The organism is Nonomuraea endophytica, from assembly GCF_014203235.1.
Taxonomy (GTDB): domain Bacteria; phylum Actinomycetota; class Actinomycetes; order Streptosporangiales; family Streptosporangiaceae; genus Nonomuraea; species Nonomuraea endophytica.
The window spans coordinates 174,937-200,274 of sequence record NZ_JACHIN010000015.1 but is presented as its reverse complement, the minus strand read 5'-3'; the positions used below and the strand labels follow the sequence as shown (position 1 = coordinate 200,274).

Below are 25,338 nucleotides of genomic sequence, written 5' to 3'. Positions count from 1 at the left end.
CGGGCGGCGATTTTGATTGGCGCCGCCCGTACCGGATAAGTCAGACTTCCGGAGTGCTACTGACGATCTCGACCACCGCCGAGCCGGCCACTGACCTGGGCTTCCTGCTGCACAAGCATCCCGATCGGGTGCAGGAGTTCCGTCAATCGACGGGAACGGCGACGGTCTTCTATCCAGAGGCGAACGAGCGACGGTGCACCGTGGCCCTGCTCCTGGAAGTGGACCCGGTGGCGCTGGTCAGGTCGACCGGCAAGAGTTCGCCCGACTTCAGCCTGTCGCAGTACGTCAACGACCGGCCGTACGCCGCGTCGTCGCTGATGGCGGTGGCGCTGGCCGACGTGTTCAGGACGGCGCGGGCCGGCCGGTGCAAGGCCCGGCCCGAGCTGCCGGGTACGCCGCTGCCGCTGGAGGTCGCGCTGGTCTGCAGGGGCGGGGCCGATCTGGCCCGCGGAGTGTTCGAGCCGCTCGGGTGGGCGGTGGAGGCGCGGGCCGTACCGCTGGACGAGGGTTTTCCCGAGTGGGGCGACTCGCGGTACGTGCGGCTGACGCTGCGCGGGACGCTGCGGCTGGCCGACGCGCTCAACCAGCTGTACGTGCTGCTGCCGGTGCTCGACGACGCCAAGCACTACTGGGTCGCGCCCGACGAGGTGGACAAGCTGCTGCGGGCCGGTGAGGGATGGCTGCGCGAGCACCCGTTGCGCGGCGTGATCGCCCGCCGGTACCTGGGGCGGCGCTGGACGCTGGCCCGCTCGGCGCTGGCCCGGCTGGCCGAGCTCGGCGACGAGACCGAGGAGCAGTTGGAGCCCGCGGTGTCGGAGGAGGCGGCGCCGGACGAGACCGCCGCCGACGAGGCGGTGGCTGCCGAGACCGAGGAGGCCCTGGCAGAAACGCCGGAGACGCACGAGACACCGGAGGCGCACGAGACGACGGAGACGCCGGAGTCTCACGCGGGAGAGCCGGAGAGGGTGAAGCAGCGGCCGCTCAACGTGCTGCGCCGCGAGGCGGTCCTGGCGACCCTGGAGGAGCTGGGCGCCACCAGCGTGATCGACCTCGGCTGCGGCCAGGGCGAGCTGGTCGGCGCGCTGCTGGCCAGGCCGCGGTTCACCCGGGTCGCGGGCGCGGACGTCTCGCCGCTGGCGCTGACCATCGCCGCCCGCAAGCTGCGCCTGGAGCGCATGTCCGATAGCAAGCGGGCCAGGCTCACCCTGTTCCAGGGCGCGCTGACCTACACCGACAAGCGCTTCGCGGGCTACGACGCCGCGGTGCTCATGGAGGTCGTCGAGCACGTCGACCCGCCCAGGCTGGCCGCGCTTGAGCGGGTGGTGTTCGGCGCGGCCAAGCCGCAGCACGTGCTCGTGACCACGCCGAACGTCGAGTACAACGTGCGCTACGAGTTCCTGGACGGCCTGCGCCACCGAGACCACCGCTTCGAGTGGACGCGCGCGGAGTTCGCCGCCTGGTGCGCGAGCGTGTGCGAGCGGTTCGGCTACACCGTCGGCATCAGGCCGGTCGGCGAGGAGGATCCCGAGCTGGGGCCCTCGACTCAGATGGGGGTATTCACTCGTGGTTAGCGTTCCCGAACTGTCCCTCGTGGTGCTGGTGGGGGTCTCGGGCAGCGGGAAGTCGACGTTCGCCGCCAAGCACTTCAAGCGGACGCAGATCATCTCCTCCGACTTCTGCCGCGGCCTCGTCTCCGACGACGAGAACGACCAGAGCTCCACCCCCGCCGCCTTCGACCTGCTCCACCACATCGTGGGCGTACGGCTCAGCCGCGGCCTGTTCACCGTGGTCGACGCCACCAACGTGCAGTACCAGGCCCGCAAGAGCCTCATCGAGCTGGCCAGGCAGCATGACGTGCTGGCCGACGCCGTCGTCCTCGACGTACCCGAGGAGGTGGCGATCGCGCGCAACGAGTCGCGGCCCGACCGCGACTTCGGCGCCGGCGTCGTCATCCGGCAGCGCAAGGACCTGCGCCGCTCCCTCGGCAAGATCAACCGGGACGGCTTCAGGAAGGTCCACGTGCTGCGCGGCCTCGACGAGATCGAGAACGCGCAGGTCACCTACGAGAAGGCGTGGAGCGACCTGCGGCACCTGCACGGGCCGTTCGACATCATCGGCGACGTGCACGGCTGCCGCGCGGAGCTGGAGAGCCTGCTGGCCGAGCTGGGCTGGCAGGGCACGCACCACCCGGAGGGCCGCACCGCGGTCTTCGTGGGCGACCTGGTCGACCGCGGCCCCGACACGCCCGGCGTGCTGCGGATCGTCATGGACATGGTCGAGGCGGGCACCGCCATCTGCGTCGCGGGCAACCACGAGCAGAAGCTCGTGCGCGCGATGAACGGCCGCAAGGTGCGCGTCGCGCACGGCCTGCAGGAGTCGCTGGACCAGCTCGCCGCGAGCGACCCGGAGTTCGTCGAGCGGGCGCGGACGTTCATGGACGGCCTGCTCAGCCACTACGTCCTCGACGACGGCAAGCTGGTCGTGGCGCACGCCGGTCTCAAGGAGGCCTACCACATGCGCGCCTCCGGCCGCGTGCGCGCGTTCGCGCTCTACGGCGACACCACGGGCGAGACCGACGAGTACGGCCTGCCCGTCCGCTACCCGTGGGCCGAGGAGTACCGGGGCCGGGCCATGGTCGTCTACGGCCACACCCCGACCGTGAAGCCGGAGTGGGTCAACAACACGATCTGCCTCGACACCGGCGTGGTGTTCGGCGGCGAGCTGACCGCGATGCGCTACCCGTCGCGCGAGCTCGTCTCGGTGCCCGCCGAGCAGGTCTGGTACGCCTCGGTCAAGCCGCTCGGCGGCGGCCACACCCGCGATCCCGGCCAGCTCGACATCAACGACGTCCAGGGCACCCGCTACGTCGAGACCCGCTTCGGCCCGCGGGTCAAGGTGTTCGACACCAACGCCGCCGCGGCGCTGGAGGTCATGAGCCGCTTCGCGGTGGACCCGCGCTGGCTGGTCTACCTGCCGCCGACCATGGCGCCGCCGGAGACCTCCAAGCTCGACGGCTACCTGGAGCACCCGGCGCAGGCGTTCGAGGAGTTCGCCGCCGCCGGGGTCACCGAGGTGGTGTGCGAGGAGAAGCACATGGGCTCGCGGGCGGTAGCCGTACTGGCGAGGACTCCCGAGGCGGCGGCGGCGCGCTTCGGCGTGACGGACGGCAGCGCGGGCGAGATCTTCACGCGCACCGGGCGGCGCTTCTTTGACGACACCGCGCCCCTGGTGGAGCGGCTGCGCGCGGCCGTGGCGCCGCTGTGGGACGAGCTCGGCGCCGACTGGGTGGTGCTCGACTGCGAGCTGCTGCCGTGGTCGGCGAAGGCGGGCGAGCTGATCAAGTCGCAGTACGCCTCGGTCGGCGCGGCGGCGCGCACGGCGCTGCCCATGGCCACCTCGGTCCTGGAGACGGCGGCCGGGCGCGGCCTGGATGTGAGCGGCCTGCTGGACCGCACCCGGCGCCGTGAGGACAACGCTGCCCGGTTCCGCGAGGCTTATGCGCGCTACTGCTGGCCCGTGGACGGTCTGGAGGGGGTACGGCTGGCGCCGTTCCAGATCCTGGCCTGCGGGGACGGGCAGAGCGGCCGCAACACCGCGCTGGAGCCGCACGCGTGGCACCTGTCCGCGCTGGGCCGGTTGGACTCCGAGCTGATCACGCCGACCAGGCACGTGTTCGTGTCGCTGGACTCGGACGACTCGCGCGCGACGGCGACGGCGTGGTGGGAGTCGCTGACGGCGGCCGGTGGCGAGGGCATGGTGGTCAAGCCCGCCGTGTACACGCCCGGCCGGGTGCAGCCCGGCGTCAAGGTGCGCGGGCGGGAGTACCTGCGCATCATCTACGGCCCGGACTACACCGAGACGCTGGAGGTGCTGCGCCGGCGCTTCCTCGGCAAGAAGCGGTCGCTGGCCCTGCGTGAGCACGCGCTGGGGCTGGAGGCGCTGTCGCGGCTGGCCGACGGTGAGGCGATGTGGCGCGTGCACGAGCCGGTCTTCGCCGTGCTGGCGATGGAGACCGAGCCGGTGGACCCGCGCCTCTGACAACTTCCGGTCGCCTGGTCGCAACTTCCGCAGGTGCCGGGGGCCGTGGCGCCGATCGTACGGTGGCGGTCCCAACGGCGTTCGGAAGGAAGTCGTCATGAGATCGTCCCTGCTCGCGGGGCTCTGTCTGCTCCTCGTCTCGGGGGCCGCGCACGCCGCGGCCCCCGAGCCCACCGTGGTCGAGCTGGACTCCGGCCGGATCCGCGGCCAGACCGAGGCCGCGGTCACCACCTTCAGCGGCATCAGGTACGCGCGCCCGCCCGTCGGCCCGCTGCGCTGGAAGGAACCCGTCAGGGCCGAGCCGTGGGCGGGCGTGGCCGACGCCACCAAGCCGGGCGAGCAGTGCACGCAGACGGAGGCGGGCAAGCAGGTCGGCGCGGAGGACTGCCTGTTCGTCAACGTCACCGTCCCGGCCAAGCGTTCGGGCAAGCGGCTGCCGGTGATGGTGTGGCTTCACGGGGGCGGCTTCACCACCGGTTCCGGCGCGGCCTACGACGCCCGCCGCCTGGCCGCCAAGGGCGGCGTCATGGTGGTGACGGTCAACTACCGGCTCGGCGCGTTCGGCTACCTCGGCCTGCCGGGCCTGGCCGGATCCGGCACCTTCGGCCTGGCCGACCAGCTTGAGGCGCTGCGCTGGACCAAGCGCAACGCCGCGGCCTTCGGCGGGGACGCGGGCAACGTGACGTTGTTCGGGGAGTCGGCCGGCGGGATGAGCACCTGCGCCCTGCTCACCTCCCCGGCCGCGCGCGGGCTGGCCGACCGGGCGATCATCCAGTCCGGCTCCTGCATGCTGGAGTGGGTCAGCGGCACCTACCTGCCGATCCCCGGCATGCCCACCTTCACGCCGTATGTCCCGCTGAAGGCCAACCACGCCACCGGCCTGGAGGCGGCCAGGAAACTGGGCTGCCCGGCGGGCCGGGAACTTCAGTGCCTGCGGGACAAGCCCGCCGCTGCGCTCATGCCGGTCAACGAGAGCTTCTCCAGCAGTCTCGCGTACGGCACGCCGCTGCTGCCCGGCGAACCGGCCGAGGCGCTGCGCCGGGGCAGGTTCCTGAAGATCCCGGTGCTGTCAGGCGGCACCAGGGACGAGGGCAACGGCTTCGTCTCCGGCGCCGCCCAGGCCGGGTTCCCGGTGACGGCGGAGAACTACCCGCAGCTCATGAAGGGCGCCTTCGGCAAGCACGCCGAGGCCGCGATGAAGAAGTACCCGCTGTCGGCTTACCGGAGCCCCGCCCTGGCCTGGGCCACCGTGGCCAGCGACCGGGCCTGGGCCTGCCCGACGCTGTGGGCGGACCGGGAGATGGCCGAGCACACCCGGGTCTACGCCTACGAGTTCGCCGACGAGAAGGCGCCCAACATCGGGCGGGTGCCGGCCGGCTTCCCGCCGGGGGCCCAGCATGCCAGCGAGCTGCCGTACCTGTTCGACCTGGGCGGGCACCCCTGGGACGACTTCACCGGCGGGCAGTGGCGCCTGGCCGACCAGATGATCGCCGCCTGGACCTCCTTCGCCCGCACCGGCCGGCCGACCGGCTGGCCCGCCTTCACCGGCGAGCGCGCCGTCAGCCTCAAACCGGCCGACCAGGGCGGCCTCGGCCCCGTCGACCTGGACCGGGCGCACCGGTGCGGCTTCTGGAGCGGGACATTGTTCTGGAGAGAGACACTGGGGTGATGACAGACTCGGCAGGCGTGATCAGGGTGCTGCTCGTCGACGACGACCCGATGGTACGCGGCCACCTGCGGACCATCCTCGGCTCCAGCCGGGAGATCGAGGTCGTGGGGGAGGCGCGCGACGGGGCCGAGGCGGTCGAGGAAGTCCTGCGAGGGCGGCCCGACGTGGTGCTCATGGACCTGCGGATGCCCGGCGTCGACGGCGTCACGGCCACCAGGGAGATCGCCGCCCTGGCCGACCCGCCCACCGTGATCGCGCTGACCACCTTCGACTCCGACACCCACGTGCGCGCCGCGCTGGCCGCCGGGGCGAGCGGATACCTGGTCAAGACCACGCCCGCCGAGGACCTGCTCAACCTCATCAGAGTCGCGGCCGACGGGCACGTGGTCATGTCGCCGATCGCCGCGCGACGGCTGGTCACCCAGTCGGAGCGCGGCGAGAGCGCCCGCGCCAGGATCGAGGAACTGGCCGAACGCGAACGCGAGGTCCTCGTCTGCCTCGGCGAAGGGCTCACGAACCCGGAGATCGCGCAACGGCTGTTCCTGTCGGAGACGACCGTGAAGAGCTACGTCTCGCGGCTGCTGACCAAGCTCGGCCTCACCCATCGCACCCAGGCCGCGCTGCTGGCCCACCGGGCGGGGCTGCTGCCGGGTGACGGTGACCCGCCGTGACCAGGCCCGACCTCACCGGGAGCGATCGCCGTACCTTGGTGCTGGCCTCCTGCGGCGCGGCCGTTCTGTGCGCGATCGCGCAGGTCCTCCTGTTCGCGGGCAGCGGTCAGGTGGCCGAGCTGGTCGTGAACCTCCTGGTCGACGTCTGTCTTCTCGGCGTGGTACGGCTCCCGCGTACCGTCGGCACGCTCACCCTGGCCGCCACGGCGGCGCTGGCCATGAGCACCGGCGCCACGCAGGTGTTCGCCCCGGTGGCGGCGCCGCTGGTGGTGTCGTTCCTGGTGTACCTGCTGCCGTGGCGTCAGGCGTTCGCCTTCGCCGCCGCGCTGGCCCTGCTGGCCATCCCGATCTGGGCGCCGACGTGGACCGCGCTGTACTTCTCCCTGTCGGCCACCGCGCTGCCCGCCGTCGTCGCGCTCTGGCTCAAGACCCGCTACGAACTGGTCAGATCGCTGCGGCGGCGGGCCGAACTGGCCGACGCCGAACGCCACCTGCTGGCCGAACGCGCCGAGGTCGCCGAACGGCGGCGGCTGGCCGCCGAGATGCACGACATCGTCACCCACCACGTCACCGAGATCGTCCTGAACGCCGAGGCGCTGCGCGTGACCGCCCGCGACGAGCCGGTCCGCACCGCGGCCGACCAGATCCGCCGGGCCGGGGCGCGCACGCTCAACGAACTGCGCGAGCTGATGCAGGTGGTCGCCGGTGACGAACTGCCCGGCAAGAGCGTCGGCGGACGGCCGCCGGACCGGGACACCGGGGGTGATCTGGCCGAGCTGGTCTCAGGGGAGGGGGTGACGCTTTCGGTCTCCGGGGATGCTGCCGAGGTGCCCGCCGTGGTGGCGCGGGCGGCGTACCGGGTGGTTCAGGAGTCGCTGACCAACGCCCGCAAGCACGCGCCCGGCGCGCCGGTGACGGTCACGCTCTCCTACCGGGGTGACCGGGTGGAGGTCGAGGTCCACAACCAGCCGCCCCACCCCTCGCTCTCGCCTTCACTGGCGGCGACGGGTTCAGGGATGGGGCTGATCGGGCTGCGCCGCAGGGTGACGCTGCTGGGCGGGGTGTTCGCGGCCGAGGACGACGGGCAGGGAGGGTTCGTGGTCAGCGCCACGATCCCCACCGACCAGCGTCCCTGAATTGTCGGTCGCGGGTGCCAGACTCCCTCGTCATGAGCGTAGACGTACGGCTTCGCGCCGTGGAGCAGGCCGACCTCGAGGTGTTCTTCGAGCAGGAGTACGACGCGGAGGCCAACGCGCTGGCCAACTTCCCCGCCCGTCCGCGCGAGCGGTTCATGAACCACTGGCAGACCAACATCCTCGGCGACCCCGACTCCATGGTCAGGACCGTCACCGTGGACGGGGTCACGGCGGGCAACATCGTGTCCTGGACCGACGAGGGCCGCCGCTTCGTCGGCTACTGGCTGGGGCGCGAGCACTGGGGCAAGGGCGTCGGCACCCGGGCGCTGACCCTCTACCTGCAGGAGGAAAAGGCCCGCCCGCTGCACGCCGACCCGTACAAGGGCAACACAGGGTCGGTGCGGCTGCTGGAGAAGGTCGGCTTCCGGCACGCGGGCACGGTCGTGCACGACGGCAAGGAACACTTCATGCTCATCCTCGACTGACCCAGGATGCCCCCGACCTTCGCGGCTCATGATGCGCGCAGGCCGCGCCGAAGGCGGGCACGATCGAAGCGCGCCGACGTGGAAGACCGTGCTTCAGGGGTGGGGGGTGAGGGTTTCGCGGGTGCGTTGGGCGTGGCGGACTGCGGGGCCCATGGCTAGGCCGGCTGTCAGGAAGAGGGCGCCCAGGACTAGCCAGCCTGCTGTGCCCCAGCCGATCAGGAGTGTGGTCATGAGCACTGGGCCCAGCATGCGGGCTATCTGCGGGCCCATGCCGAAGAAGCCCTGGTACTGGCCTTGCTTGTCGGCTGGGGCCAGGGTGAAGCCGAGTTCCCAGGCTGCGGCTCCCTGCATCATCTCGCCGAATACCTGGATCAGGGCTGCGGCCACCAGCACAGCCACTGCCACCCACGGGGCGATGTGGGCTCCGGATACCGCGTACACCAGGCAGGCGGCCAGGAAGATCCAGCCTGAGCGGGCGGCCACCTTCGCGGCGCTGGGGAGGTCGGTTACCTGGCGGGCCACCCGTACCTGGAAGATCACTACTGAGAGCATGTTCACCATGAGTAGCGCGGCGGCCACGGGTTTGGGGGCTTCGGTGCGTTCTACGATCCACAACGGCAGGCCGAGGCTCAGCAGTGGCATGTTCAGGTACATGATCGCGTTGAGGAAGGTGATCAGTGCGTATGGGCGGTCGCGCAGTACGGCCAGGCTTGGTTCGCGACTCCCGGCCGGGGTGGCGGGGGTCGGCTGTATCTCTGGTAGGCGGCGCAGCATGAGTGCGGCGAGCAGGAAGGCCATGGCGTCCAGGGCGAAGACGGTCAGGTAGGCGGGGGCGGTGTCGAAGGAGAGTGCCAGCCCGCCGATTCCGGCGCCCACCGCCAGGCCGGCGTTCAGCGTCGACTGCAGGTGGGCGCGGACGGCGGTGCGCTCCTCCGGGGGCACCAGCCCGGCCAGCAGCGCCTGCCTGGCGGAGGTGAGTCCGCCCTGGCAGCAGGCGTAGAGGCAGGCTACGAGGATGAACAGCGGGTAGGCGCGCACCACCAGGAAGGCGCTGAGGGCCAGCGCGGTCGCCACCGCCAGTACTACTGCGGTGCGGCGTGGGCCCCAGCGGTCGGCCACGTGTCCCAGCGGCACTCCGGCCAGCATGCCGCATGCCCATGCCACGGTGAGCGCCACGCCTACCTGTGCGGCCGAGAGGCCGACGACCCGGGTGAAGAACAGGGCGGAGGAGGCGTAGAAGGCGCCGTCGCCCAGGGAGTTGGTGAGCTGTGCCAGCGCGAGGGTGCGGGCAGGCCCGGGAGGTGGGACGATCCGTGACATGCAGGCACACTAATGGCCAGACTTAGCCTGATATAAGCGCCATTTTCCCTCTTTCTCATTGGGCCAAATCTGTTTCGCGGATAAACCGGGGCGGCAGCCGTAGAATGTGATCATCGTGTTTCTCCGCCCCCCAAGGAGCAGCCGTGGTCGTGGTCTCGGTAGAAGGCACGGCGGACGCGGGCGCCATCCAGATCGAGCTGCCCTCGGACGGCACGGACGCCGGCGACTTCTACGACGAGGAGCAGGTACGCGGCGCCAGAGAACGCGTGGTCAAGCTGGCCAGGCCGCTGTTCGCCGAGGCGATGGACCTCGTCCAGTCGTGTGCCGGCGAGATCAAGGCCAAGATGGACGCGATGCCGGACGGCGTGCGCCCCGACGAGGTCGAGGTGCAGTTCCAGGTGAAACTCGACGCGAAGGTCGGCGCGATGATCGCCGAATTCACCCAGGGCGCCCAGCTCCAGATCACCCTGCGCTGGAACCGCGATGCCTGAGCGCCACCCGCTGCTGCCCTACAGCTACCTCGTCGGCCAGGAGGCCCTGCGCCGCGGCCTGGAGATCGCCTACGTGATGCCGTCCGTCGGCGGCATCCTCATCAGCGGCGAGCGCGGCACCGCCAAGTCGACCGCCGTGCGCTCCTTCGCCCGCATGATGTACGGCGAGCTGCCCGTGACCCTGCCGATCAACGCCACCGACGACCGGGTCATGGGCGGCCTGCGCATCGACGCCCTCATGCGCGGCGACACCGAGGAGCAGCCGGGGCTGCTGGAGCAGGCGGGCGAGCAGGGCGTCCTGTACGTGGACGAGGTGAACCTGCTCGACGACCACATCGTCAACCTGATCCTCGACGTCGTCTCCACCGGCCTGCTCGTCGTCCAGCGCGAGGGGCTGGACAAGCCGGCGATACCGGTGACGTTCACGCTGGTCGGGACCATGAACCCGGAGGAGGGAACACTCCGGCCCCAGCTCCTCGACCGCTTCGGCCTGCTGGTGCCGATCTCGGCCGAGACCAGCGCGGAGACCAGGAACGAGGTGCTGAAGACCGTTCTGCGCTTCGACGTGGAGCGCGCCAAGGAGCGTTCCGGCTGGCTGGAGGACGGCGCCGCGCTGGACCGGGCGCACCGCGAGCGGATCGCCGCCGCCAGGGAGGCGGCCAGGGGGATGCCGGTGCGCGAGGAGCTGACGATCCTGTGCGCCAGGATCGCGGCCGAGTTCGAGCTGGCCGGGCACCGGGGGGAGATCGTGATGGCGCAGGCGGCCCGCGCCCTGGCCGCGCTGGAGGGGCGCGAAGGGGTGGGCGAGGAGGACGTCGCGGGCGTGGCGCCGTACGCGATCATGCATCGGCGGCGGGAAGTGGCCTACGGCGAGGGCATCGCGTGGACCGGCGAGGACGCGCGACGCCTTCGGAAGGTCCTGTCGGGGCCGTGAACGACCGGGAGCGGATCGACGCCGTGCTGGCCTGTGCCGCGCTGGACCGTCGGCTCGGCGGGATCCTGCTGCTGGACCTGGCGCCGCATCGGCTGGTGGAGGTGGCCGGCCGGCTGGCGGGGCTGCTCGGTGAGGGGCGGCAGGTGCGGGTGCTCGGCTCGGCCGCCACCGAGGAGGACCTGTGGGCACGGCTGCGGCCGGCGCCCGGTGGGCGGTCGTGGGTGGTGGACGGGCTGGTGGCCGGGTACGGGCGGCCGGCCGGGGTGGTCGCGGTGCCGGACCTGGCCACGATGAGCACCGCCGCGGCCAGGGCCGCCGTGATGCTGGTGGGCGCGGAGGTCGCCCACCTCGAACGGACCGGTCAGCAGGTGTCGTGGCGGCCCGAGGACCGGTGGCTCGCCGCCTGTCGGCGGGAGGACGTCGGGCGCGTCTCCCCCCACGTGCTGGACCGCTTCGCCATCCGCGTCGACGCCGCGAACCTGAGCACAGCCCGCTTCGACGCCTTGGAGGCTCTTCCACTCGCGGGGCGAGCGTTGCCTGATCTGTCGGCGGGGGCCGCGGGGCGGGTGGTTGAGGTGCTGGCGGGGCATGCGCGGGGGGCTCGGCGGGATCTGGGGCTGGCTCGGCTGGCGCGGGGGATGGCGGCGCTGGCCGGGGCGGACACCGTGCTGGCCGAGCACGTGGACGTCGCGGCTCGGGTCATGGGGTTGCTCGCCGCGCCGGAGGTGGTCGCTGCGCCGGTGCCTGGAGAGCGGGTGGTTCGGCGGGCTGGGCAGGAGCTTGCCGTGCCGCGGGCCCTTCCGGCTGAGCGGGCGGGGGATGCCGCCGGGCGGGTGCGTGATGAGCCGGAGCGGCTGGCGCCGGTGGTCGTGGCGGCGCCGGACGTTCCTGACGCCGTCGGCGGGCCGGGCTCGCCGTACCCGGAAGACGAGGTTGGGGACGGGCGCGCGCCGAGCACGCTCACGCTCGTCTGGCAGCGGGCGCTGCCGGGCACGTGGGGGCACGGGCATGTGATCGGTGACCGGCAGGCTCACGAGGTGCGGGACATCGCGGTCGTGCCGACGTTGCTGAAGGCCGCCACGCAGCAGGCGCGGCGCTGCGGGCCCGGTCATGTCCGCTCCGCGCATCCGCTGCATCTGACCGCTTCCGACCTGCGCAGTCATCGGCGGGCCCCGCAGCCTCGTCGGCTGCTCGCGCTGGTGCTCGACCACACCTCTGGGCGGCAAGGGGAGTGGTATGACGCGATCGGGCCCTATCTGCGCTGGGCGTATGCGGCCAGGGCCACTGTGAGCGTCGTGGAGGTCGGCGACGCGGACGCGGCGGACGAGTTGTGCGCGGCCGCGTTCACCGCGCGCAGCCTGCTGGACCCTCGGGTGGCGGCCGCGTTCGAACGCCGTCCCGGGCGGGCCACCCCGCTGGCGCACGGGCTCAGCCTGGTCGCCGAGACGCTGCAGCGTGAGACCCAGCAGGGCAATGCCGCGGTCACCGACGCGCTGCTCATCGTGGTCACCGACGGCCGGGGCAACGTGCCGCTGGCGGCGAGCAGGTCCCGGCGGCGGCCGGAGCGGGTCGGGCGTGAGGGCGTGGAGGACGCGCTGGAGGTCGCCCGCAAGATCGGCCGCCTGAACCGGGTGCGCAGCCTCGTGCTCGACCCGGGACCACGCACCGCCGCCCACCTCACCGCCGACCTGGCCGACGCGCTCCGCGCCACCCTGCTTCCGGGGGCGGGTCGCGATGGCTGATCGCCGTGGTCTGCTGCGGACCATCCTCGGTGGCGGCCGGGCCCCGCCACTGGCCGCCCCCGTGCGTGGAGCGGTACCGCCGGAACGGACCACCACGGCAGCGGAGCAGGGCGGCGGGGCGGCGCGGACGTTCGAGGCGGCGCGGGCTGACGTCTCCGGCGGGCTGCCGTCCGGCACGGCCCTGCTCGTGGTCACTCCGGTCAGCGAGGGGTTCATCCTGCGCGGCGCCTGCTGCTGCGCCCAGACGGAACGGCTCGGCGAGGTGTACGGCAAGCCGGCCCTGAGCCTGGCCGCCCTGGTCGCCCCCGGCGGGGTGCTGCCGGTGAACGTGCTGGAGTTCATGCAGACCTGGTCGCGCCCGATGACAGAGCTCACCCTGTGGCTCAACGAACGCCTGCACCGCCACGGCGGCGACCTGAAGCTGGTCATCTGGGACGACTCCGGCTACCAGATCCCGTGGGAGCTGTTCTGGCTGAGCAACCGGCACGGCGAGGGGGAGGGCTGGCTGGGCGGCCTGGTCACCGTGACCCGCTGGTTGTCGATCAAGACGGCGTGGCCGGAGAAGATCCGCGCGTACTCCGACGCCCACGTCTGTACCGGCCCCGTCGCCACCTTCATCGACGAGGCGATGGACGTCGACCACGGGCTGTTCGAGCCCTACCGGGTGGAGCCGTCGGCCAGCATGCGCGACCTGGCCAGGGCGCTGCGCAGCGGGGAGGCGGGGCTGTCGCTGGTGTACGTCGCGTGCCACGGCGAGTACGGCGCCAGCCCGCGCGAGTGCACGCTCGGCACGATGCCGCTGGTGCACATCGACAACGTGAACCTGGCCCGGCTGTCTGGCTCGGCCACGTTCGTCTTCCTGAACGCCTGCCACTCCGGTGCGCTGGGGTACGACACGGACATGTTCAACGACCGGGTGCTGCGCGGGTTCTCCGAGGTGTTCCTGCGCTCCGGTGCGGCCGGGGTGCTGGCCACCCAGGGCGCGGTGGGCGACAAGCTGGCCCACCAACTGGCCGGCGAACTGCTGCGCCACCTGGGCGAGCACCCCGGGCTGTCGGTGGCCGAGGCGCTGCGCGCGATGCGAGCCAAGGCGGCGGGGCTGGCGCCGATCGACCTGCCGGACGCCGCCGGGGCCGCGGTGAACCGGGAGATCCTGCCGCTTTTGTATAGGTTTATGTATGTCTACTATGGTTCGCCGGCGACCCTGATCTCCCCGGAACTCCGCGTGGGGGAGCCGTGACCGATCTGCTCCTGGAGCCCGTCGTCAGCTGGCCGCGGATCATGGACGCCGGCCGGCCGTACCGTGTGTCGGTGGACCTGCGGGTGGCCGGGCCGCTCGGCGACTGGCCCGGCGAGGCGGAGGAATACGCGTTCACCTGCGTGCTGGACGGCGGCGGCGCGTTCGAGGTCACCGCGGACAGCGACGCCTCCGTGGTGGTGCATCGCTTCGGCGGCTCGTACGGCCCGGCCGAGTTCACCGTCGTGCCTTCACCGGCGGCGGCGGGACTCTGGCTGACCATCGTCTCGCCGAGGGGACTGGTCTCCCGGGTGATCGAGCTGCCGGTGGCGATCGGCGGCGCTGACGTCGGGATCAGCTACGCCGCCCCGGACCGGAGCTGGGCGGAGTGGGTGGCCACGATGCTGGAGGCGTTCGGCTACCGGGTGGCGATGAGGGAGGAGGGCCCGGCGCCCGCGACGCCCAGGACGGTCGTGCTGCTGTCCCGGCACCATCAGCCGGAGCGCACGGAGAAGGACGACATCCTGCTCGCGGTCGACACCGCCCACGTTCGCCGGCCGTCGGCCATCGACGTGACCCGGATGTCGGAAACAGAGGCGACGGAGGCCCTGCTCGGCCGCCTCGGCCACACGGCCGGGACGGACGAGCTCCTGCCGCGCACGGTCGCCCGTTACCCGGGCAACCCGCCCGCGGCTTGGAACATGCCGCTCAGGAACGCCGCGTTCACCGGTCGTGACGAGGTACTGGCGAGGTTGCGGGAGGCGCTTGCCCGTGAACCGGTGGTGGGGCTGCTCGGGATGGCCGGCGTGGGCAAGACCCAGGTGGCGATCGAGTACGCCTACCGCCACGCGGGCGACTACGAAGTGGTGTGGTGGATTCGGGCCGAGCGGCCGGAGCTGGTCGGGCAGTCCTTGCGGGAGCTGGCCGAGCTCCTGCGCGTCAGGGACGCGGCCGACGCCCTGCGGAGGTGGACGCCGTACGGCCGCTGGCTCGTCATCTACGACGGCGCCGACGACCCCGCGTCCCTGGACCTGGTCGGCGGACCCGGGCATGTCATCGTCACCTCCCGCGACACGGCGTGGGGCAGGCAACACCACACGCTCACACTGGACGTCTTCACACCTGAGGAGAGCGTCGGCTACCTGCTCACCAACCGCCTCCGCATACCGGAGGAAGAAGCGTCGGAGCTGGCCGACGAGCTCGGCCACCTGCCGCTGGCCCTTGAGTCGGCGGGCGCGTGGATCGCGCAGACCGCCCTACCGGTGGAGAACTTCCTGGAGCATCTCAGGACGAGGACGGCTGAAGCGCTGGGCCTGATCGTGCCGCCCGACTACCCCACCACCGTCGCGAAGGCGTGGGACCTGTCACTGGAGCGGCTGCGTGAGCGCTCTCCCGCGGCGCTGCGGATCCTGCGACTGGCCGCCTTCTGCGCCCCCGAGCCCATCCCCATCTCGCTCCTCGGCAGCGCCGATTCCGTGGCGGTCGCGGAGATCGAACGCGTCTCCCTGGCCAAGGTGGATCGGGAGAACGACACGATCCAGGTGCACCGCCTGCTCCAGGCGGTGGTCCGCGACCAGTCGGTCGACGACCTCCGGCACGAGATCGACGCCCGCCTGATACGGGCACGTGACGATGGCGACGATCTGGAGAACCCGGACGCCTGGCCACGATACGAGCTGTTCCGGCGGCACCTGCCGGACTTCCACGACGATTGGGCGATGCGCGAGCTCTTGCTCGAACGCGTGGACTACCTGCACACCCGCGGCCGCTACGTGGACGCGTTGCGTTACGGGGAGGCATGGCTGGCGCACGAAGAGCCCGAGGACGTCCAGCGGCTGCGCCTGAGGGATGACCTGATCACGGCGCGGCGCGCGCTGGGCCGCTACGACGAATTGGACGAGCGCCGATCGGTCCTCGACAGGCTGCGCGACATCGCCGGCGGCACCCACGTGTGCACGCTGACAGCGGCGGGCGGACTGATCGCCGACCATCGCGCCCGCGGCCGGTACGACGAACTGGTGGAGCAGAGCAGCGACCTGCACCGGCAGTGGGCGGAGACGTTCGGTGAGAACCACCCCCACACCCTGACCGCCGCCGAGCAGTACGCCGCCAACCTGCGCCTCATGGGCGTCTACGCCGCCGCCCGAGACGTGGACGCGCGGACCCTGGAACGGCGCAGGAAGCTGCTGGGCCCCGGCCACCCGCACACGCTGCGCTCCATGATCCAGCTCTGCGACGACCGCCGCGACCTGGGAGAAGCCTGCGCCGACACCCTGCTGCCAGTGTTCCGGGACTACCGGGCAAGGTTCGGTTCCACTCATCCCGGCACACTGACGGCCGCGGTGAGCCTGTCCGCCTCGCTGCGCGCCGAGGACAGGGCGGTCGAAGCACTGGAACTGATCGGGGCCTTCCGCCACACCGGATGGAACGCCATCGCGGAACACGCCGCCTGCCTGCATGCGACCGGCCAGGCGGAGGAAGCGGTCAGGCCGGCCCGGGTCCTCCACCAGGACCTCACGGACTGGCTCGGCATCCATCCGGTCGTCGCCGTGGCCCGCCACAACCTGGCCGTCTACCTGAAGGCGACCGGCGCACGGGAGGCCGCCGCACACGCGGCTCAGGCGGCCGATGCCCTGACCCACTACTTCGGCCGGCCCCACCCCTGGACCCGCACCACAAAAGTCCTGCAGCTCCCTCTCTTTGCCTAAGTAGAGCCGTTTATTGATCAATCTCCGGGTACGTCCGGAAACATGGCCACACCGCAGTCGCAGCAGGAGAACCTCGGGCACGTCATCTTCATCACGGCCGCGGCCGCCATCGGCGGCTTCCTGTTCGGCTATGACAGCTCCGTCATCAACGGCGCCGTCACCGGCATCCAGAAACACTTCCAGGTCGGCTCGGTGGAGACCGGCTTCGTGGTGGCGATCGCGCTGCTCGGCTCCGCCATCGGCGCGTGGGTCGGCGGCGGGCTGGCCGACCGGTGGGGCAGGACCCGCACCATGCAGGTCGCCGCCGTGCTGTTCGCGATCAGCTCGATCGGCCAGATGCTGCCGTTCGCGATCTGGGACCTCGCGCTCTGGCGGGTGCTGGCCGGCGTGGCGATCGGCATGGCCTCGGTGCTCGGGCCGACGTACATCGCCGAGGTGGCGCCGCCCGCCTACCGGGGGCGGCTCGGGTCGTTCCAGCAGCTGGCGATCGTGCTCGGCATCGCGGTGTCGCAGCTGGTCAACTACCTGCTCGCGCGGGTGGCCGGCGGCGACGTGAACAACCCGCTGTGGGGCCTGCAGGCGTGGCAGTGGATGCTGGGCGCGTGCGTGGTGCCGGCGCTGCTTTACCTGTTGTTCGCCTCCACCATCCCCGAGTCGCCGCGCTACCTGATCGCCGCCGGGCGCTCGACGCTGGCGCGGAAGGTGCTGGCCGAGGTCGAGGGCCCGGACATCGACCTGGACGCCCGGGTGGCCGAGATCCAGCACTCGCTGAAGACCGAGGCCCGCCCGACGATGAAGGACCTGCGCGGCAAGGCGCTCGGACTGCTGCCGATCGTCTGGATCGGCATCATCCTGTCGGTGTTCCAGCAGTTCGTCGGCATCAACGTGATCTTCTACTACTCGTCGGTGCTGTGGCAGTCGGTCGGCATCGACCAGAGCAACTCGCTGCTGATCAGCTTCTCCAGCTCGGTCATCAACATCATCGGCACGTTCATCGCCATCTCGCTGGTCGACCGGATCGGCCGCAAGCCGCTGCTGCTGATCGGCTCGGCGGGCATGGCGATCTCGCTGGGCACGGCGGCATGGGCGTTCAGCGCGGCCCAGACGGTCAACGGCGCGGTCATGCTGCCGAACCCGCAGGGCACGATCGCGCTGGTCGCCGCCAACGTGTTCGTGCTGTTCTTCGCCCTGTCGTGGGGCGTAGTGGTCTGGGTGCTGCTGGGGGAGATGTTCCCCAACCGGATCCGCGCCGCCGCCCTCGGCGTCGCCGCCGCGGCCCAGTGGCTCGCGAACTGGCTGATCACGGTCTCGTTCCCGGCACTGTCCGAGTGGAACCTGCCGTTCACCTATGCGATGTACGCCGCTTTCGCCCTCCTGTCCTTCCTCTTCGTCACCAAGTGGGTCAAGGAGACCAAGGGCCGCAAGCTCGAAGACATGGGCTAATCTCGCCGCTGTGATCGACGACGTGCTCGGCCCCCACCTCAATGTGCTCTTCTGCGGCATCAACCCCGGGCTCATGTCGGAGGCCACCGGGCATCACTTCGCCCGGCCGGGCAACCGGTTCTGGCCCGCACTGCACCTGTCGGGGTTCACGCCGCGCCTGCTGGCGCCGGCCGAGCAGCACCTGCTGCCGTCGTACGGGCTGGGGATCACCAACCTCGTGCCCAGGCCGAGCGCGAAGGCCGCCGAGCTGTCGCGGGCCGAGCTCGCGGAGGGGGGTGTACGGCTGGCCGCGCTGCTGAGCGAGCACCGGCCCAGAACGCTGGCCGTGCTCGGGGTGTCGGCCTTTCGCACGGCCTTCGCCGTACCCAAGGCGACGATAGGGGCGCAGGAGCGGAAGATCGCTGACACGCCCGTGTGGGTGCTGCCCAACCCGAGCGGGCTGAACGCGCACTGGACCCTCGACGCCATCGCGGCCGAGCTGCGCAGGCTGAGGGAGTCGCTGACGCCGGGCGGGGAGCCCGGCGCGTCAGCGTAGGGACCGGCGGATGGCCGCGCGGCGGATGGAGCTGAAGATCATCGCGCCGATCGCGAAGAGCAGCACGAACTTCAGTGCCCCGAAGCCGCCCACGATCATGGCGACGATTCCGAACACCACCAGGAACGGCACGATCGGCCCCGGTCCGTGATGGTGGTGGCGAGGGCGGCCCTGGTGCCGCATCTTGTGGCGCATGTCGTGCCACTGCCGGTGCGCGTCGTGCATCTGGTGACGCGCTTCGCGCATCTGGTGACGGTGGGCGCGCATCATTTCTTGGTAGGCGTGCCGGTCGTCCCAGGCGCCCTCCTTGGCCGGAGCGGGCGGCGCGTAGCCGTACTCCGAGGAGGGCAGGTCCGCAGTGATCGCGGTCAGGTCGCGTGCGGTGCGGGCGGCCAGCGTGCGGTCGAGTCGCTCGTCGAGCTCCTCATGGTTCAGGCGGCCCTGCGCGAAGTGCTCGCGCAGGGAGGCCATCGTCCGCTCACGCTCGGCATCGCCGATCCGGAGGTCGTGCGCGTCCACTCAGGTCACTCCTCGCCAGGGTCGCCGTCTGCCAGGATCTGGTAGAGCTTGCGGCGCGTCTCCGTGAGGACCTTCCGGGCCTCGCGGATCTGCGCCTCACTGCCAGTCTGCAATACCTGCATCATGGCGAAGGCGGATTGGCGAGCAATATCCCACAAATCTGCGGTGTTGTCGTCAATGTCCGGTCGCATCTCGTCCCACGGGGCGCGTACCTCGTCGGCGTGTTCCTCGATGTAGGCGCGGCCCGCGTCGGTGAGGCGGAAGGTCTTGCGGCCCTCGCTCTCGTCGGCGACGACCAGGCCCTCGTCGGTGAGCTGCTGGAGCGCCGGGTAGACGGCGCCGGGGCTGGGCTTCCAGCCGCCCTCGCTGCGCTCGGCGATCTCCTGGATGATCTGGTAGCCGTTGCGGGGCTCCTCGGCCAGAAGGGCGAGGATGGCGGAACGGACGTCGCCCCGCTTGGCCTTGCGGGGCCGGCCGCCCCAGCTTCCCCAGCCGCCGCGACCCCCGCCGAAGGGGCCGCTTTGGCCCCAGGGGCCACCGGGACCGAAGCCGAACGGACCGCCGGGACCGCCGCGCCTGCCGCGGCCTCGGTGCTCGTGCGGACCGCCGCCACCCCTGTGGCGGTGGTGGTGCTCGGCGCTCTGCTCGAAGGCCTCGGAGAGGTTTCTGATCGCCTCACGGGCGGCGCGCTTGAACTCGTGTGCGTGGGGCCAAGGGCCACCTGACGCTTGTGCGGAAGACATGTCTTGCTCCTATCGTCGAATGCTGTCGATGCTTCAAAGATATATCGACAACCGGTCGATGACAAGCCTACGTCGTCCGCTGCCGTTCCGCGTGCGCGCGCACCTTCGCCCGGTTTCCGCACACGCGCATCGAGCACCATCTCCTGGTACGGCTGCGCGTGCCGTCCCAGAAAACCCAGGCGCAGGCGTGGTTCGGGCACCGCTTCAGCCGCTGCCACTCGCCGGTCGCGACAGTGTTCGCCCAGGCCGCGGCGATGGCCGCCAGCGGGCCTTCCGTCCGCAGCGGCGCCTCGGTGCTGAGGCTCACCGTCACCGGCAGGTAGTCGAGCACCTCCTCGGCCTTCGCGATGGCCCGCTCGTCGGGCTCCTCGCCGTTGTTGGCGAGCAGGCGTTCCCTGAGTCCCGCCCGCAGCAGCCTGGCCTGCTGGAACGCGCGTTCGTCCACGCTGCCGGCCAGGCCGTGGGAGGCCAGCCAGCTCCGCAGCCCACCGGGCTCGGACAGCAGATCGGTGCCCTCTTCGACGTCGATCGTGTTCGCGAACGCCTCGACGAGGAGGGTCGCGGGAGACGGTTCCATCATGGTTTCCATCTAATCACTTAGGCGGTTAAGATCTAACCAACTAATGGGATAGGTGGTATTGATGAGAAACGAAGGCGCCCTGGTCGGGTTCACCGCTGTCACGAACCTGGCCGACGGCATCGGCCGGATCGCCCTGCCGATGGCCGCGGTGGGACTGACCTCCTCACCGGCGCTGATCACCGGTGTGGGTGTGACGCTGACGTTGCCTTGGCTGCTCGTCTCACTGCACGCGGGCGTCCTCGCCGACCGCGGTGACCGGCGGCGGCTGGCCGTCATCGCCAACCTGGTCCGGCTCGGCGCCATCGGCGTCCTGCTCGTCGCGGCGATGGCCGGCTGGCTGTCCATTCCCCTCCTGTACGCCACCGGTCTCACGCTGGGCGTCGCCGAGGTGGTCGCCAGCGCGGCGATCGGCGCCCTGGTGCCAGCGGCCGTGCCTGCCAAGCGGCTGACCCGGGCCAACGCCTGGATCGCCGGGGCCGAGACGCTGATGAACGAGTTCGCCGGTCCCGCGGTCGGCGGCCTGCTGGTCGGGATCGGGCTCTCGGTGGCGCTCGGCTCGGCGGGCGTCGGTTTCGCGCTGGGCGCGGTCCTGCTGGCGCTGCTCGTCGGCCGCTTCCGCGCGGCGGCCTCCCCGGAAAGAGGCCAGAGCTCGGTCGGCGGCGAGATCCGCGAAGGGCTCGCCTTCCTCTGGAACCACCGGCTCCTGCGCACGCTCAACCTGGCCGTCACCGTGCTCGGCGCGAGCTGGGCGGCCTGGCTGGCGCTGCTGCCGATCTACGCGATCCAGGAGCTCCGGCTGGACGCGGCCGGATACGGCCTGCTCATCAGCGCCATCGGGCTCGGCGGCCTGGCCGGGGCGCTGACGGTCGCGCTGATCAACCGGCTGCTGGGCGTGCGCTGGGCGTTGTTCGCCGACCTGGTCGGGACGTTCCTCATGGTGCTCGTCCCGGCCGTGCTGCCCATGGCCTGGGCGGTCGGCGCCACCGCCTTCGTCGGCGGCATGGGCGGCACGCTGTGGACGGTCAACTCCCGCACGATCGCGCAGCGCATCGTGCCGGACCGGCTGCTCGGCCGCTACACCTCCGCCGGGCGCATGCTCGGCTACGGGGCGATGCCGGTCGCCTCCCTCGTGGCCGGGCTCATCGCCCAGTTCGCCGGGGTCCGGGTGGCCTTCGCGGTGTTCGCCGCGTTCGCTCTGGTGATCGTGGTGCCGTTCTTCCGGGCGGTCACCCCGGCCGCATTGGCCGAGAGTGAGACAGATCACGAAAAAGTTGCGGAATCCGGGAACAGCACGGGAAAGACGGCCGTTATCTAGAGCAGACGAGGTCGTTCCGCGTCGGCAGGGCTGGGGGGTGCTGTCGCCGCTGGAAACGACCTCGTCTGCGTTTTCCGCAAGTTTCAGTAGATGTCGACGGTCATGAACTTCCACGGGTCCGGCCGGCGGCTCTCACCCGGGGCCCATGTTCCCGTCCTTTGCAAGGTCACCGGCGTGTTGTCGGCCGAGCCCGCCGCGCCGATCAGCCATGACGGGTCCTTGCGGGAGGCATAGCCGCCGCCGGACAGGTTCCAGCGCATCGACGCCGAGAACTGACCGATCGCCGCCGAGCAGTTCGCCACCTGCACCGGCTGGCCCTGGGCCATCGTGCCGCCCTCGACGTCGGCGCACATGCCGGGGTCGGCCAGGTTGTGCAGCTGCCCGGAGACCGTGTTGAAGCCCCAGAACTGGTCGGCCTTGCCGTCGCAGGAGTAGAGCAGCAGGTTCGTGCCGCTGGCCGGTTTGGTCCCCGGCACGTCCAGGCACTTGCCCGACAGTTTCAGCTGCTGGTAGACGACCGCGGTCTTGGCCTCCCAGGTGAACACCTGGCGCTGGTCGCCGCCGTCGCACGGGGCCAGGACCATGCCGTCGCCGAGGGCGCGGGCCGTACCCGGGAAGGTGGCGCACAGCGACGGCGCTCCCGCGGCGTGCAGGCGCGCGCCGTCGAAGGTCCAGCGCTGCGCCTGGCTGGCGTTGCAGTTCCACACCTGTACGGCGGTGCCGGCCGCCAGGTTGCCGCCGTTGATGTCGGCGCACCGGTCCTGCGACAGCTGGGTGTGGACGGCCTGGGTGGACGGGTCGTACCAGAACGCCTGGTTCCTGGTGGCCTCGCACGGCCAGTTGAGAAGCTTGCGGCCGTTGCGCGAGGAATTGCCCTCAACGTCCACGCAGGTGCCGGTCGCCGCATGCCTGAGCTGCTTGAACTCCGGCAGCCCCGCATACAGCCGCGGGCTCAGCGAGCCGGCCGGGTTCATGCAGGTGGCCGCACTGGTGTTGGCGTTGAAGAACTGGGTCAGGCAGGCGCCGAACGCCGCGTGCCCGGAGGAGTTCGGGTGGAACGACTGCCGGACCGCGTTGGGGTTGAAGAAGTCGCCGTTGACCGCGTGCAGGCCGGTTACCCACGTGGTGTCCTGGCACGGCTCGGCGCCGTGGAAGAGGCGGCTGGCGTCCAGGTAACGCGCGCCGGCCTGCTGGGCGGCGGCGCGGATGCCCTGCTCGAAGATCGGGACCGCCTTGTTGCGGGCGAAGGCCAGGTCGGACAGGTAGCCGAGGCAGCCGCCGTTGTACCAGCCGGGGAAGTTCGGGTTGTCCTCGACGTCGGGGCTGGCCGGGCCCGGGTAGGACATGGCGACGAGCTGGTAGTCGGCGGGGGCGTACCCGGCCTCGGCCATGATCTGCTTGATGTCGGTCAGCGCCTTGGCCACGCGCGGGACGATGAAGTCGACGCGCTGCTGCCAGGTCGGGTCCTGGTTCGGCCAGCAGTTGCCCTGGAAGAGGACCCGCCGGGTGACGCAGTCGGTCATCGTGGGGCCGAACTCGGGCCCGCCGTCGTCGTTGGCGCCGGCCACCACGGTGACCATCTTGATCCGGGTGTTGCGGGCCTTGATCGACAGGTTCTCGCCCTGGTTGAGCTCCTCGTACTGGTGGGTGCCGCCGATGGTGATGTCGTTGGTGGCGCCGCCGGAGCAGGACAGGTTGTAGGTGACGTCGGCGGGGATCCGCGTGACGTGCACCGCCGCCTTGGTGGAGCGGTGGCACCAGTTGTCGGGGCCGTCGGTGCCGGGCTCGTAGAGGGAGCGGTCGACGGCGCCCTCGCCGGAGATCTCGCTGTCGCCGAGCGTGGTGAGGGAGGTCTTGCGCTGGGCGAGCGGGCGGATGGCGTCGTCGCCGTAGAGCTTGATCGCCTCGGCCTTGCGGATGGTCTCCAGGTGGGGCGGGAGGGGGTTCGCGGTGCTTGCCTGGGCTTGGGCCGGTGTGACGAGCACGGTCAGTGCCGCCAGCAGGGCCAGGGGTAAGCGCATCGGGGGGTACCTCCGGCAGTCATGAGTGATACTCACAAGTAACCCCAAGATTCGGGAAATGTGAACAGGGCTCATGTGAATTGGCTGATGCTCACTCTGGGCAGCGTGATGATCGCGGATTGCACTCGGTGGGCGTCAGCCGTACACCGTGGTCCGGGGTCGGCTCGGCCAGCAACAGCGCGTACTCCGGCAGGCTCTGCAGCGTCGGCGGCTCCACCACGTACTCGTGGACCCGCTGGCGCGCCTGCGCGTCCGACCAGTTCGTGCCCTCCGTGAACGCCACCGCCGACGACCACGTCCGGGTGAACGACCGGAGTGCGGGGCCGGGCCGTGCACGCTGCGGCAGATGCGCCGCGCCCAGCGGCTGGGCGAGACGCGGCCCTGGCTGGCGGCCTGGGCGGAACTGTCGGTCATCTCCCACCTGCTCGGCGAGATCCCCGTCGTGCCGCGCATCGACCTGCTGCAGAGCGTGCGCACCATGGACCGAAGGCTGCTGGACTGCGCGCTCGCCCACGCCGTGGACGACGCCGTCGCCGCCCGCTCGGCGGCCATGTCCGGCTCGGTCAGTCCGGGCGCGCTGGCCGGGCACGTGGTGGCGGGGCTGCGGGCGCGGCTGGAAGGGCGCTGGTACTGCGCCAAGAGGGTCGAGCCCGAGTGGGTGGCGGGCGACGGGCTCTCGGTCGCGCTCGGCGAGCGGCGGCCGTGCGCGGTGGAGCGGGCAGCGGGGTGTACGGCCGGCGCGCGGGGCTGGAGCGAGGCGGTTTCGCAGGTTCTGGCGGACTTTCTGGAGTGTCAGTGGCCGTTGGGATACCTCCGCCAGGCCGGGATTTTGCATTACAGTAACTCTTTGTGATCTTCGCATGATGGGGCATTCGCACGCGATGACCGGAGCGATCGCGTGGCTTGGACTGGCGCCGGCATTCGCGGCGCTGCCGTTGCTGAACGAGTCGAGCCGGTTCATCGAGACCGGGATCATGGCCGGCGCGCTGACGCCGTCCGAGCTCATCGCGGGGGCGCTGGTGTGCGCGGGGGCGGCGATGCTGCCCGACCTGGACCACCCGAGCGCGACCATCGCGCAGACGTTCGGGCCGGTGACGTGGGCGTTGTCGAAGGTGGTCGCGTGGGTCAGCGGCGGACACCGGGGGATGACGCACTCGCTGGCGTTCGCGGTGGCGGTGGGGTTCGGGGCGCACTGGCTGGCGAACACGTATCCGATCGGGCGCGACATCATGGTCGTCCTGCTGATCGGCCTGGCCCTGCGCGCCATCGGCATCGGCATCCCCGGCAACAAGACCGGCTCGGCGATGGTGAACGTCGGCCTTACGGCGGGGTTGTTCGTCGTGTTCATGTCGCTCGGGGTGGGTTACGCGTGGCTGGGGCTGGCGGTGGGGATCGGGTGCTTCATCCACGTCGTGGGTGACTGCATGACCGAGAGGGGGTGCCCGGTGCTGTGGCCGCTGGCGGCGCGGTGGGTGCTGCCGTGGAAGATCGGGATCAAGACCGGCAAGAAGTTCGAGCAGAAGATCCTGGCCCCGGTGCTGTCGGTGGCGATCGTCGGGCTGTTGTTCTGGCGGCTCGCGCCGCTCTGAGCCACGGTCCGGGCGGTTTAACTTGATGTCGAGATACTTTAGGGATATCTTGATGTCGAGATATCCGCTGCAGCCTGCGGGTTAGGGTTACCTAACGTCTTGTCCGGTCCCCGGGTGCGGCAGGATTTGAGCTGAGTATTTGGTCCACCGAGGAGGCGATTC

The 25,338-nt window shown here is 71.1% G+C and carries 22 protein-coding genes; 16 read left to right on the top strand and 6 right to left on the bottom strand.

Annotated features, from left to right (window positions below; translation table 11 throughout):
- The first annotated feature begins 53 nt into the window (after positions 1-53).
- The 6 genes from HNR40_RS42345 to HNR40_RS42320 all read left to right on the top strand — a co-directional run bounded on the left by HNR40_RS42345 (position 54) and on the right by HNR40_RS42320 (position 7,999).
- Positions 54-1,571, top strand: coding sequence for a 3' terminal RNA ribose 2'-O-methyltransferase Hen1 (locus HNR40_RS42345; protein WP_184971815.1), 1,518 nt, complete (start codon positions 54-56; stop codon positions 1,569-1,571).
- On the top strand, positions 1,564-4,038 hold the full coding sequence (locus HNR40_RS42340) for a polynucleotide kinase-phosphatase (RefSeq protein ID WP_312896730.1): 2,475 nt from the start codon (positions 1,564-1,566) through the stop codon (positions 4,036-4,038). Before HNR40_RS42345 ends, HNR40_RS42340 begins: the two co-directional genes overlap by 8 nt.
- Positions 4,039-4,135: 97 nt before the next feature.
- A complete protein-coding gene (locus HNR40_RS42335) occupies positions 4,136-5,707 on the top strand; it encodes a carboxylesterase/lipase family protein (RefSeq protein WP_184971814.1) in 1,572 nt (523 codons plus the stop codon).
- On the top strand, positions 5,707-6,378 hold the full coding sequence (locus HNR40_RS42330; protein WP_221341495.1) for a response regulator: 672 nt from the start codon (positions 5,707-5,709) through the stop codon (positions 6,376-6,378). The genes HNR40_RS42335 and HNR40_RS42330 overlap by 1 nt, the downstream gene beginning before the upstream one ends.
- Positions 6,375-7,514: a sensor histidine kinase gene (locus HNR40_RS56805; protein ID WP_184971812.1), complete on the top strand. Its 1,140-nt coding sequence runs from the start codon at positions 6,375-6,377 to the stop codon at positions 7,512-7,514. The genes HNR40_RS42330 and HNR40_RS56805 overlap by 4 nt, the downstream gene beginning before the upstream one ends.
- A gap of 32 nt (positions 7,515-7,546) precedes the next feature.
- Entirely contained in the window at positions 7,547-7,999 is a 453-nt protein-coding gene (locus HNR40_RS42320; RefSeq protein WP_184971810.1) for a GNAT family N-acetyltransferase, read from the top strand.
- Between the two features lie 93 nt (positions 8,000-8,092).
- On the opposite strand, the gene HNR40_RS42315 is transcribed toward HNR40_RS42320, so the two are convergent.
- Positions 8,093-9,319 carry an MFS transporter gene (locus HNR40_RS42315; RefSeq protein WP_184971809.1) on the bottom strand — a complete coding sequence of 409 codons (1,227 nt, stop codon included), beginning with the start codon at positions 9,317-9,319 and terminating at the stop codon, positions 8,093-8,095.
- Positions 9,320-9,462: 143 nt separating this feature from the next.
- Here HNR40_RS42315 and HNR40_RS42310 point away from each other — a divergent pair, with 143 nt between their 5' ends.
- From HNR40_RS42310 to mug, 7 genes are read left to right on the top strand one after another with little or no spacing between them, the layout of a single operon-like run.
- The gene (locus HNR40_RS42310) at positions 9,463-9,810 is read left to right on the top strand and encodes a CU044_2847 family protein (protein WP_184971807.1); all 348 of its coding nucleotides are present in this window, start codon (positions 9,463-9,465) and stop codon (positions 9,808-9,810) included.
- Positions 9,803-10,744, top strand: coding sequence for an AAA family ATPase (locus tag HNR40_RS42305; RefSeq protein ID WP_184971805.1), 942 nt, complete (start codon positions 9,803-9,805; stop codon positions 10,742-10,744). The genes HNR40_RS42310 and HNR40_RS42305 overlap by 8 nt, the downstream gene beginning before the upstream one ends.
- Positions 10,741-12,486 (top strand): hypothetical protein, encoded by a 1,746-nt coding sequence (locus HNR40_RS42300; protein WP_184971803.1) that lies wholly within the window; start codon positions 10,741-10,743, stop codon positions 12,484-12,486. Before HNR40_RS42305 ends, HNR40_RS42300 begins: the two co-directional genes overlap by 4 nt.
- The gene (locus tag HNR40_RS42295; protein WP_184971801.1) at positions 12,479-13,726 is read left to right on the top strand and encodes a CHAT domain-containing protein; all 1,248 of its coding nucleotides are present in this window, start codon (positions 12,479-12,481) and stop codon (positions 13,724-13,726) included. Before HNR40_RS42300 ends, HNR40_RS42295 begins: the two co-directional genes overlap by 8 nt.
- A complete protein-coding gene (gene fxsT / locus HNR40_RS42290; protein WP_184971799.1) occupies positions 13,723-16,431 on the top strand; it encodes an FxSxx-COOH system tetratricopeptide repeat protein in 2,709 nt (902 codons plus the stop codon). The genes HNR40_RS42295 and fxsT overlap by 4 nt, the downstream gene beginning before the upstream one ends.
- A gap of 42 nt (positions 16,432-16,473) precedes the next feature.
- On the top strand, positions 16,474-17,874 hold the full coding sequence (locus HNR40_RS42285) for a sugar porter family MFS transporter (RefSeq protein WP_184971797.1): 1,401 nt from the start codon (positions 16,474-16,476) through the stop codon (positions 17,872-17,874).
- Complete coding sequence (mug, locus tag HNR40_RS42280; RefSeq protein WP_184971795.1) at positions 17,780-18,409, top strand: G/U mismatch-specific DNA glycosylase; 630 nt, start codon at positions 17,780-17,782, stop codon at positions 18,407-18,409. Before HNR40_RS42285 ends, mug begins: the two co-directional genes overlap by 95 nt.
- Here the strand turns inward: mug and HNR40_RS42275 are convergent.
- From HNR40_RS42275 to HNR40_RS42265, 3 genes are all read right to left on the bottom strand, one after another.
- The gene (locus HNR40_RS42275; protein WP_184971793.1) at positions 18,401-18,928 is read right to left on the bottom strand and encodes a DUF1707 SHOCT-like domain-containing protein; all 528 of its coding nucleotides are present in this window, start codon (positions 18,926-18,928) and stop codon (positions 18,401-18,403) included. The two genes, mug and HNR40_RS42275, sit on opposite strands and share 9 nt — an antisense overlap.
- 5 nt (positions 18,929-18,933) lie before the next feature.
- Positions 18,934-19,671 (bottom strand): PadR family transcriptional regulator, encoded by a 738-nt coding sequence (locus HNR40_RS42270; protein ID WP_184971791.1) that lies wholly within the window; start codon positions 19,669-19,671, stop codon positions 18,934-18,936.
- 67 nt (positions 19,672-19,738) lie between these two features.
- A complete protein-coding gene (locus HNR40_RS42265) occupies positions 19,739-20,251 on the bottom strand; it encodes a CGNR zinc finger domain-containing protein (RefSeq protein WP_184971789.1) in 513 nt (170 codons plus the stop codon).
- Positions 20,252-20,312: 61 nt separating this feature from the next.
- On the opposite strand from HNR40_RS42265, the gene HNR40_RS42260 reads away from it, so the two are divergent.
- Entirely contained in the window at positions 20,313-21,566 is a 1,254-nt protein-coding gene (locus HNR40_RS42260; protein ID WP_184971787.1) for an MFS transporter, read from the top strand.
- Between the two features lie 83 nt (positions 21,567-21,649).
- Here HNR40_RS42260 and HNR40_RS42255 read toward each other — a convergent pair whose 3' ends face one another.
- Positions 21,650-23,587: a ricin-type beta-trefoil lectin domain protein gene (locus HNR40_RS42255; protein WP_184971785.1), complete on the bottom strand. Its 1,938-nt coding sequence runs from the start codon at positions 23,585-23,587 to the stop codon at positions 21,650-21,652.
- A gap of 91 nt (positions 23,588-23,678) precedes the next feature.
- On the bottom strand, positions 23,679-23,870 hold the full coding sequence (locus HNR40_RS42250; protein ID WP_184971783.1) for a hypothetical protein: 192 nt from the start codon (positions 23,868-23,870) through the stop codon (positions 23,679-23,681).
- Between the two features lie 63 nt (positions 23,871-23,933).
- On the opposite strand from HNR40_RS42250, the gene HNR40_RS42245 reads away from it, so the two are divergent.
- A complete protein-coding gene (locus tag HNR40_RS42245) occupies positions 23,934-24,440 on the top strand; it encodes a hypothetical protein (RefSeq protein WP_184971781.1) in 507 nt (168 codons plus the stop codon).
- Positions 24,441-24,447: 7 nt separating this feature from the next.
- Positions 24,448-25,176 carry a metal-dependent hydrolase gene (locus tag HNR40_RS42240; RefSeq protein ID WP_184971779.1) on the top strand — a complete coding sequence of 243 codons (729 nt, stop codon included), beginning with the start codon at positions 24,448-24,450 and terminating at the stop codon, positions 25,174-25,176.
- Positions 25,177-25,338: the final 162 nt, after the last annotated feature.

Coding starts and splice junctions, on each gene's coding strand:
- HNR40_RS42335 (WP_184971814.1), top strand. CDS start 4,136: ATGAGATCGTCCCTGCTCGCGGGGCTCTGTCTGCTCCTCGTCTCGGGG.
- HNR40_RS42330 (WP_221341495.1), top strand. CDS start 5,707: ATGACAGACTCGGCAGGCGTGATCAGGGTGCTGCTCGTCGACGACGAC.
- HNR40_RS42320 (WP_184971810.1), top strand. CDS start 7,547: ATGAGCGTAGACGTACGGCTTCGCGCCGTGGAGCAGGCCGACCTCGAG.
- HNR40_RS42315 (WP_184971809.1), bottom strand. CDS start 9,319: ATGTCACGGATCGTCCCACCTCCCGGGCCTGCCCGCACCCTCGCGCTG.
- HNR40_RS42305 (WP_184971805.1), top strand. CDS start 9,803: ATGCCTGAGCGCCACCCGCTGCTGCCCTACAGCTACCTCGTCGGCCAG.
- HNR40_RS42295 (WP_184971801.1), top strand. CDS start 12,479: ATGGCTGATCGCCGTGGTCTGCTGCGGACCATCCTCGGTGGCGGCCGG.
- HNR40_RS42285 (WP_184971797.1), top strand. CDS start 16,474: ATGGCCACACCGCAGTCGCAGCAGGAGAACCTCGGGCACGTCATCTTC.
- mug (WP_184971795.1), top strand. CDS start 17,780: ATGCGATGTACGCCGCTTTCGCCCTCCTGTCCTTCCTCTTCGTCACCA.
- HNR40_RS42270 (WP_184971791.1), bottom strand. CDS start 19,671: ATGTCTTCCGCACAAGCGTCAGGTGGCCCTTGGCCCCACGCACACGAG.
- HNR40_RS42265 (WP_184971789.1), bottom strand. CDS start 20,251: ATGATGGAACCGTCTCCCGCGACCCTCCTCGTCGAGGCGTTCGCGAAC.
- HNR40_RS42260 (WP_184971787.1), top strand. CDS start 20,313: ATGAGAAACGAAGGCGCCCTGGTCGGGTTCACCGCTGTCACGAACCTG.
- HNR40_RS42255 (WP_184971785.1), bottom strand. CDS start 23,587: ATGCGCTTACCCCTGGCCCTGCTGGCGGCACTGACCGTGCTCGTCACA.
- HNR40_RS42245 (WP_184971781.1), top strand. CDS start 23,934: ATGCGCCGCGCCCAGCGGCTGGGCGAGACGCGGCCCTGGCTGGCGGCC.
- HNR40_RS42240 (WP_184971779.1), top strand. CDS start 24,448: ATGATGGGGCATTCGCACGCGATGACCGGAGCGATCGCGTGGCTTGGA.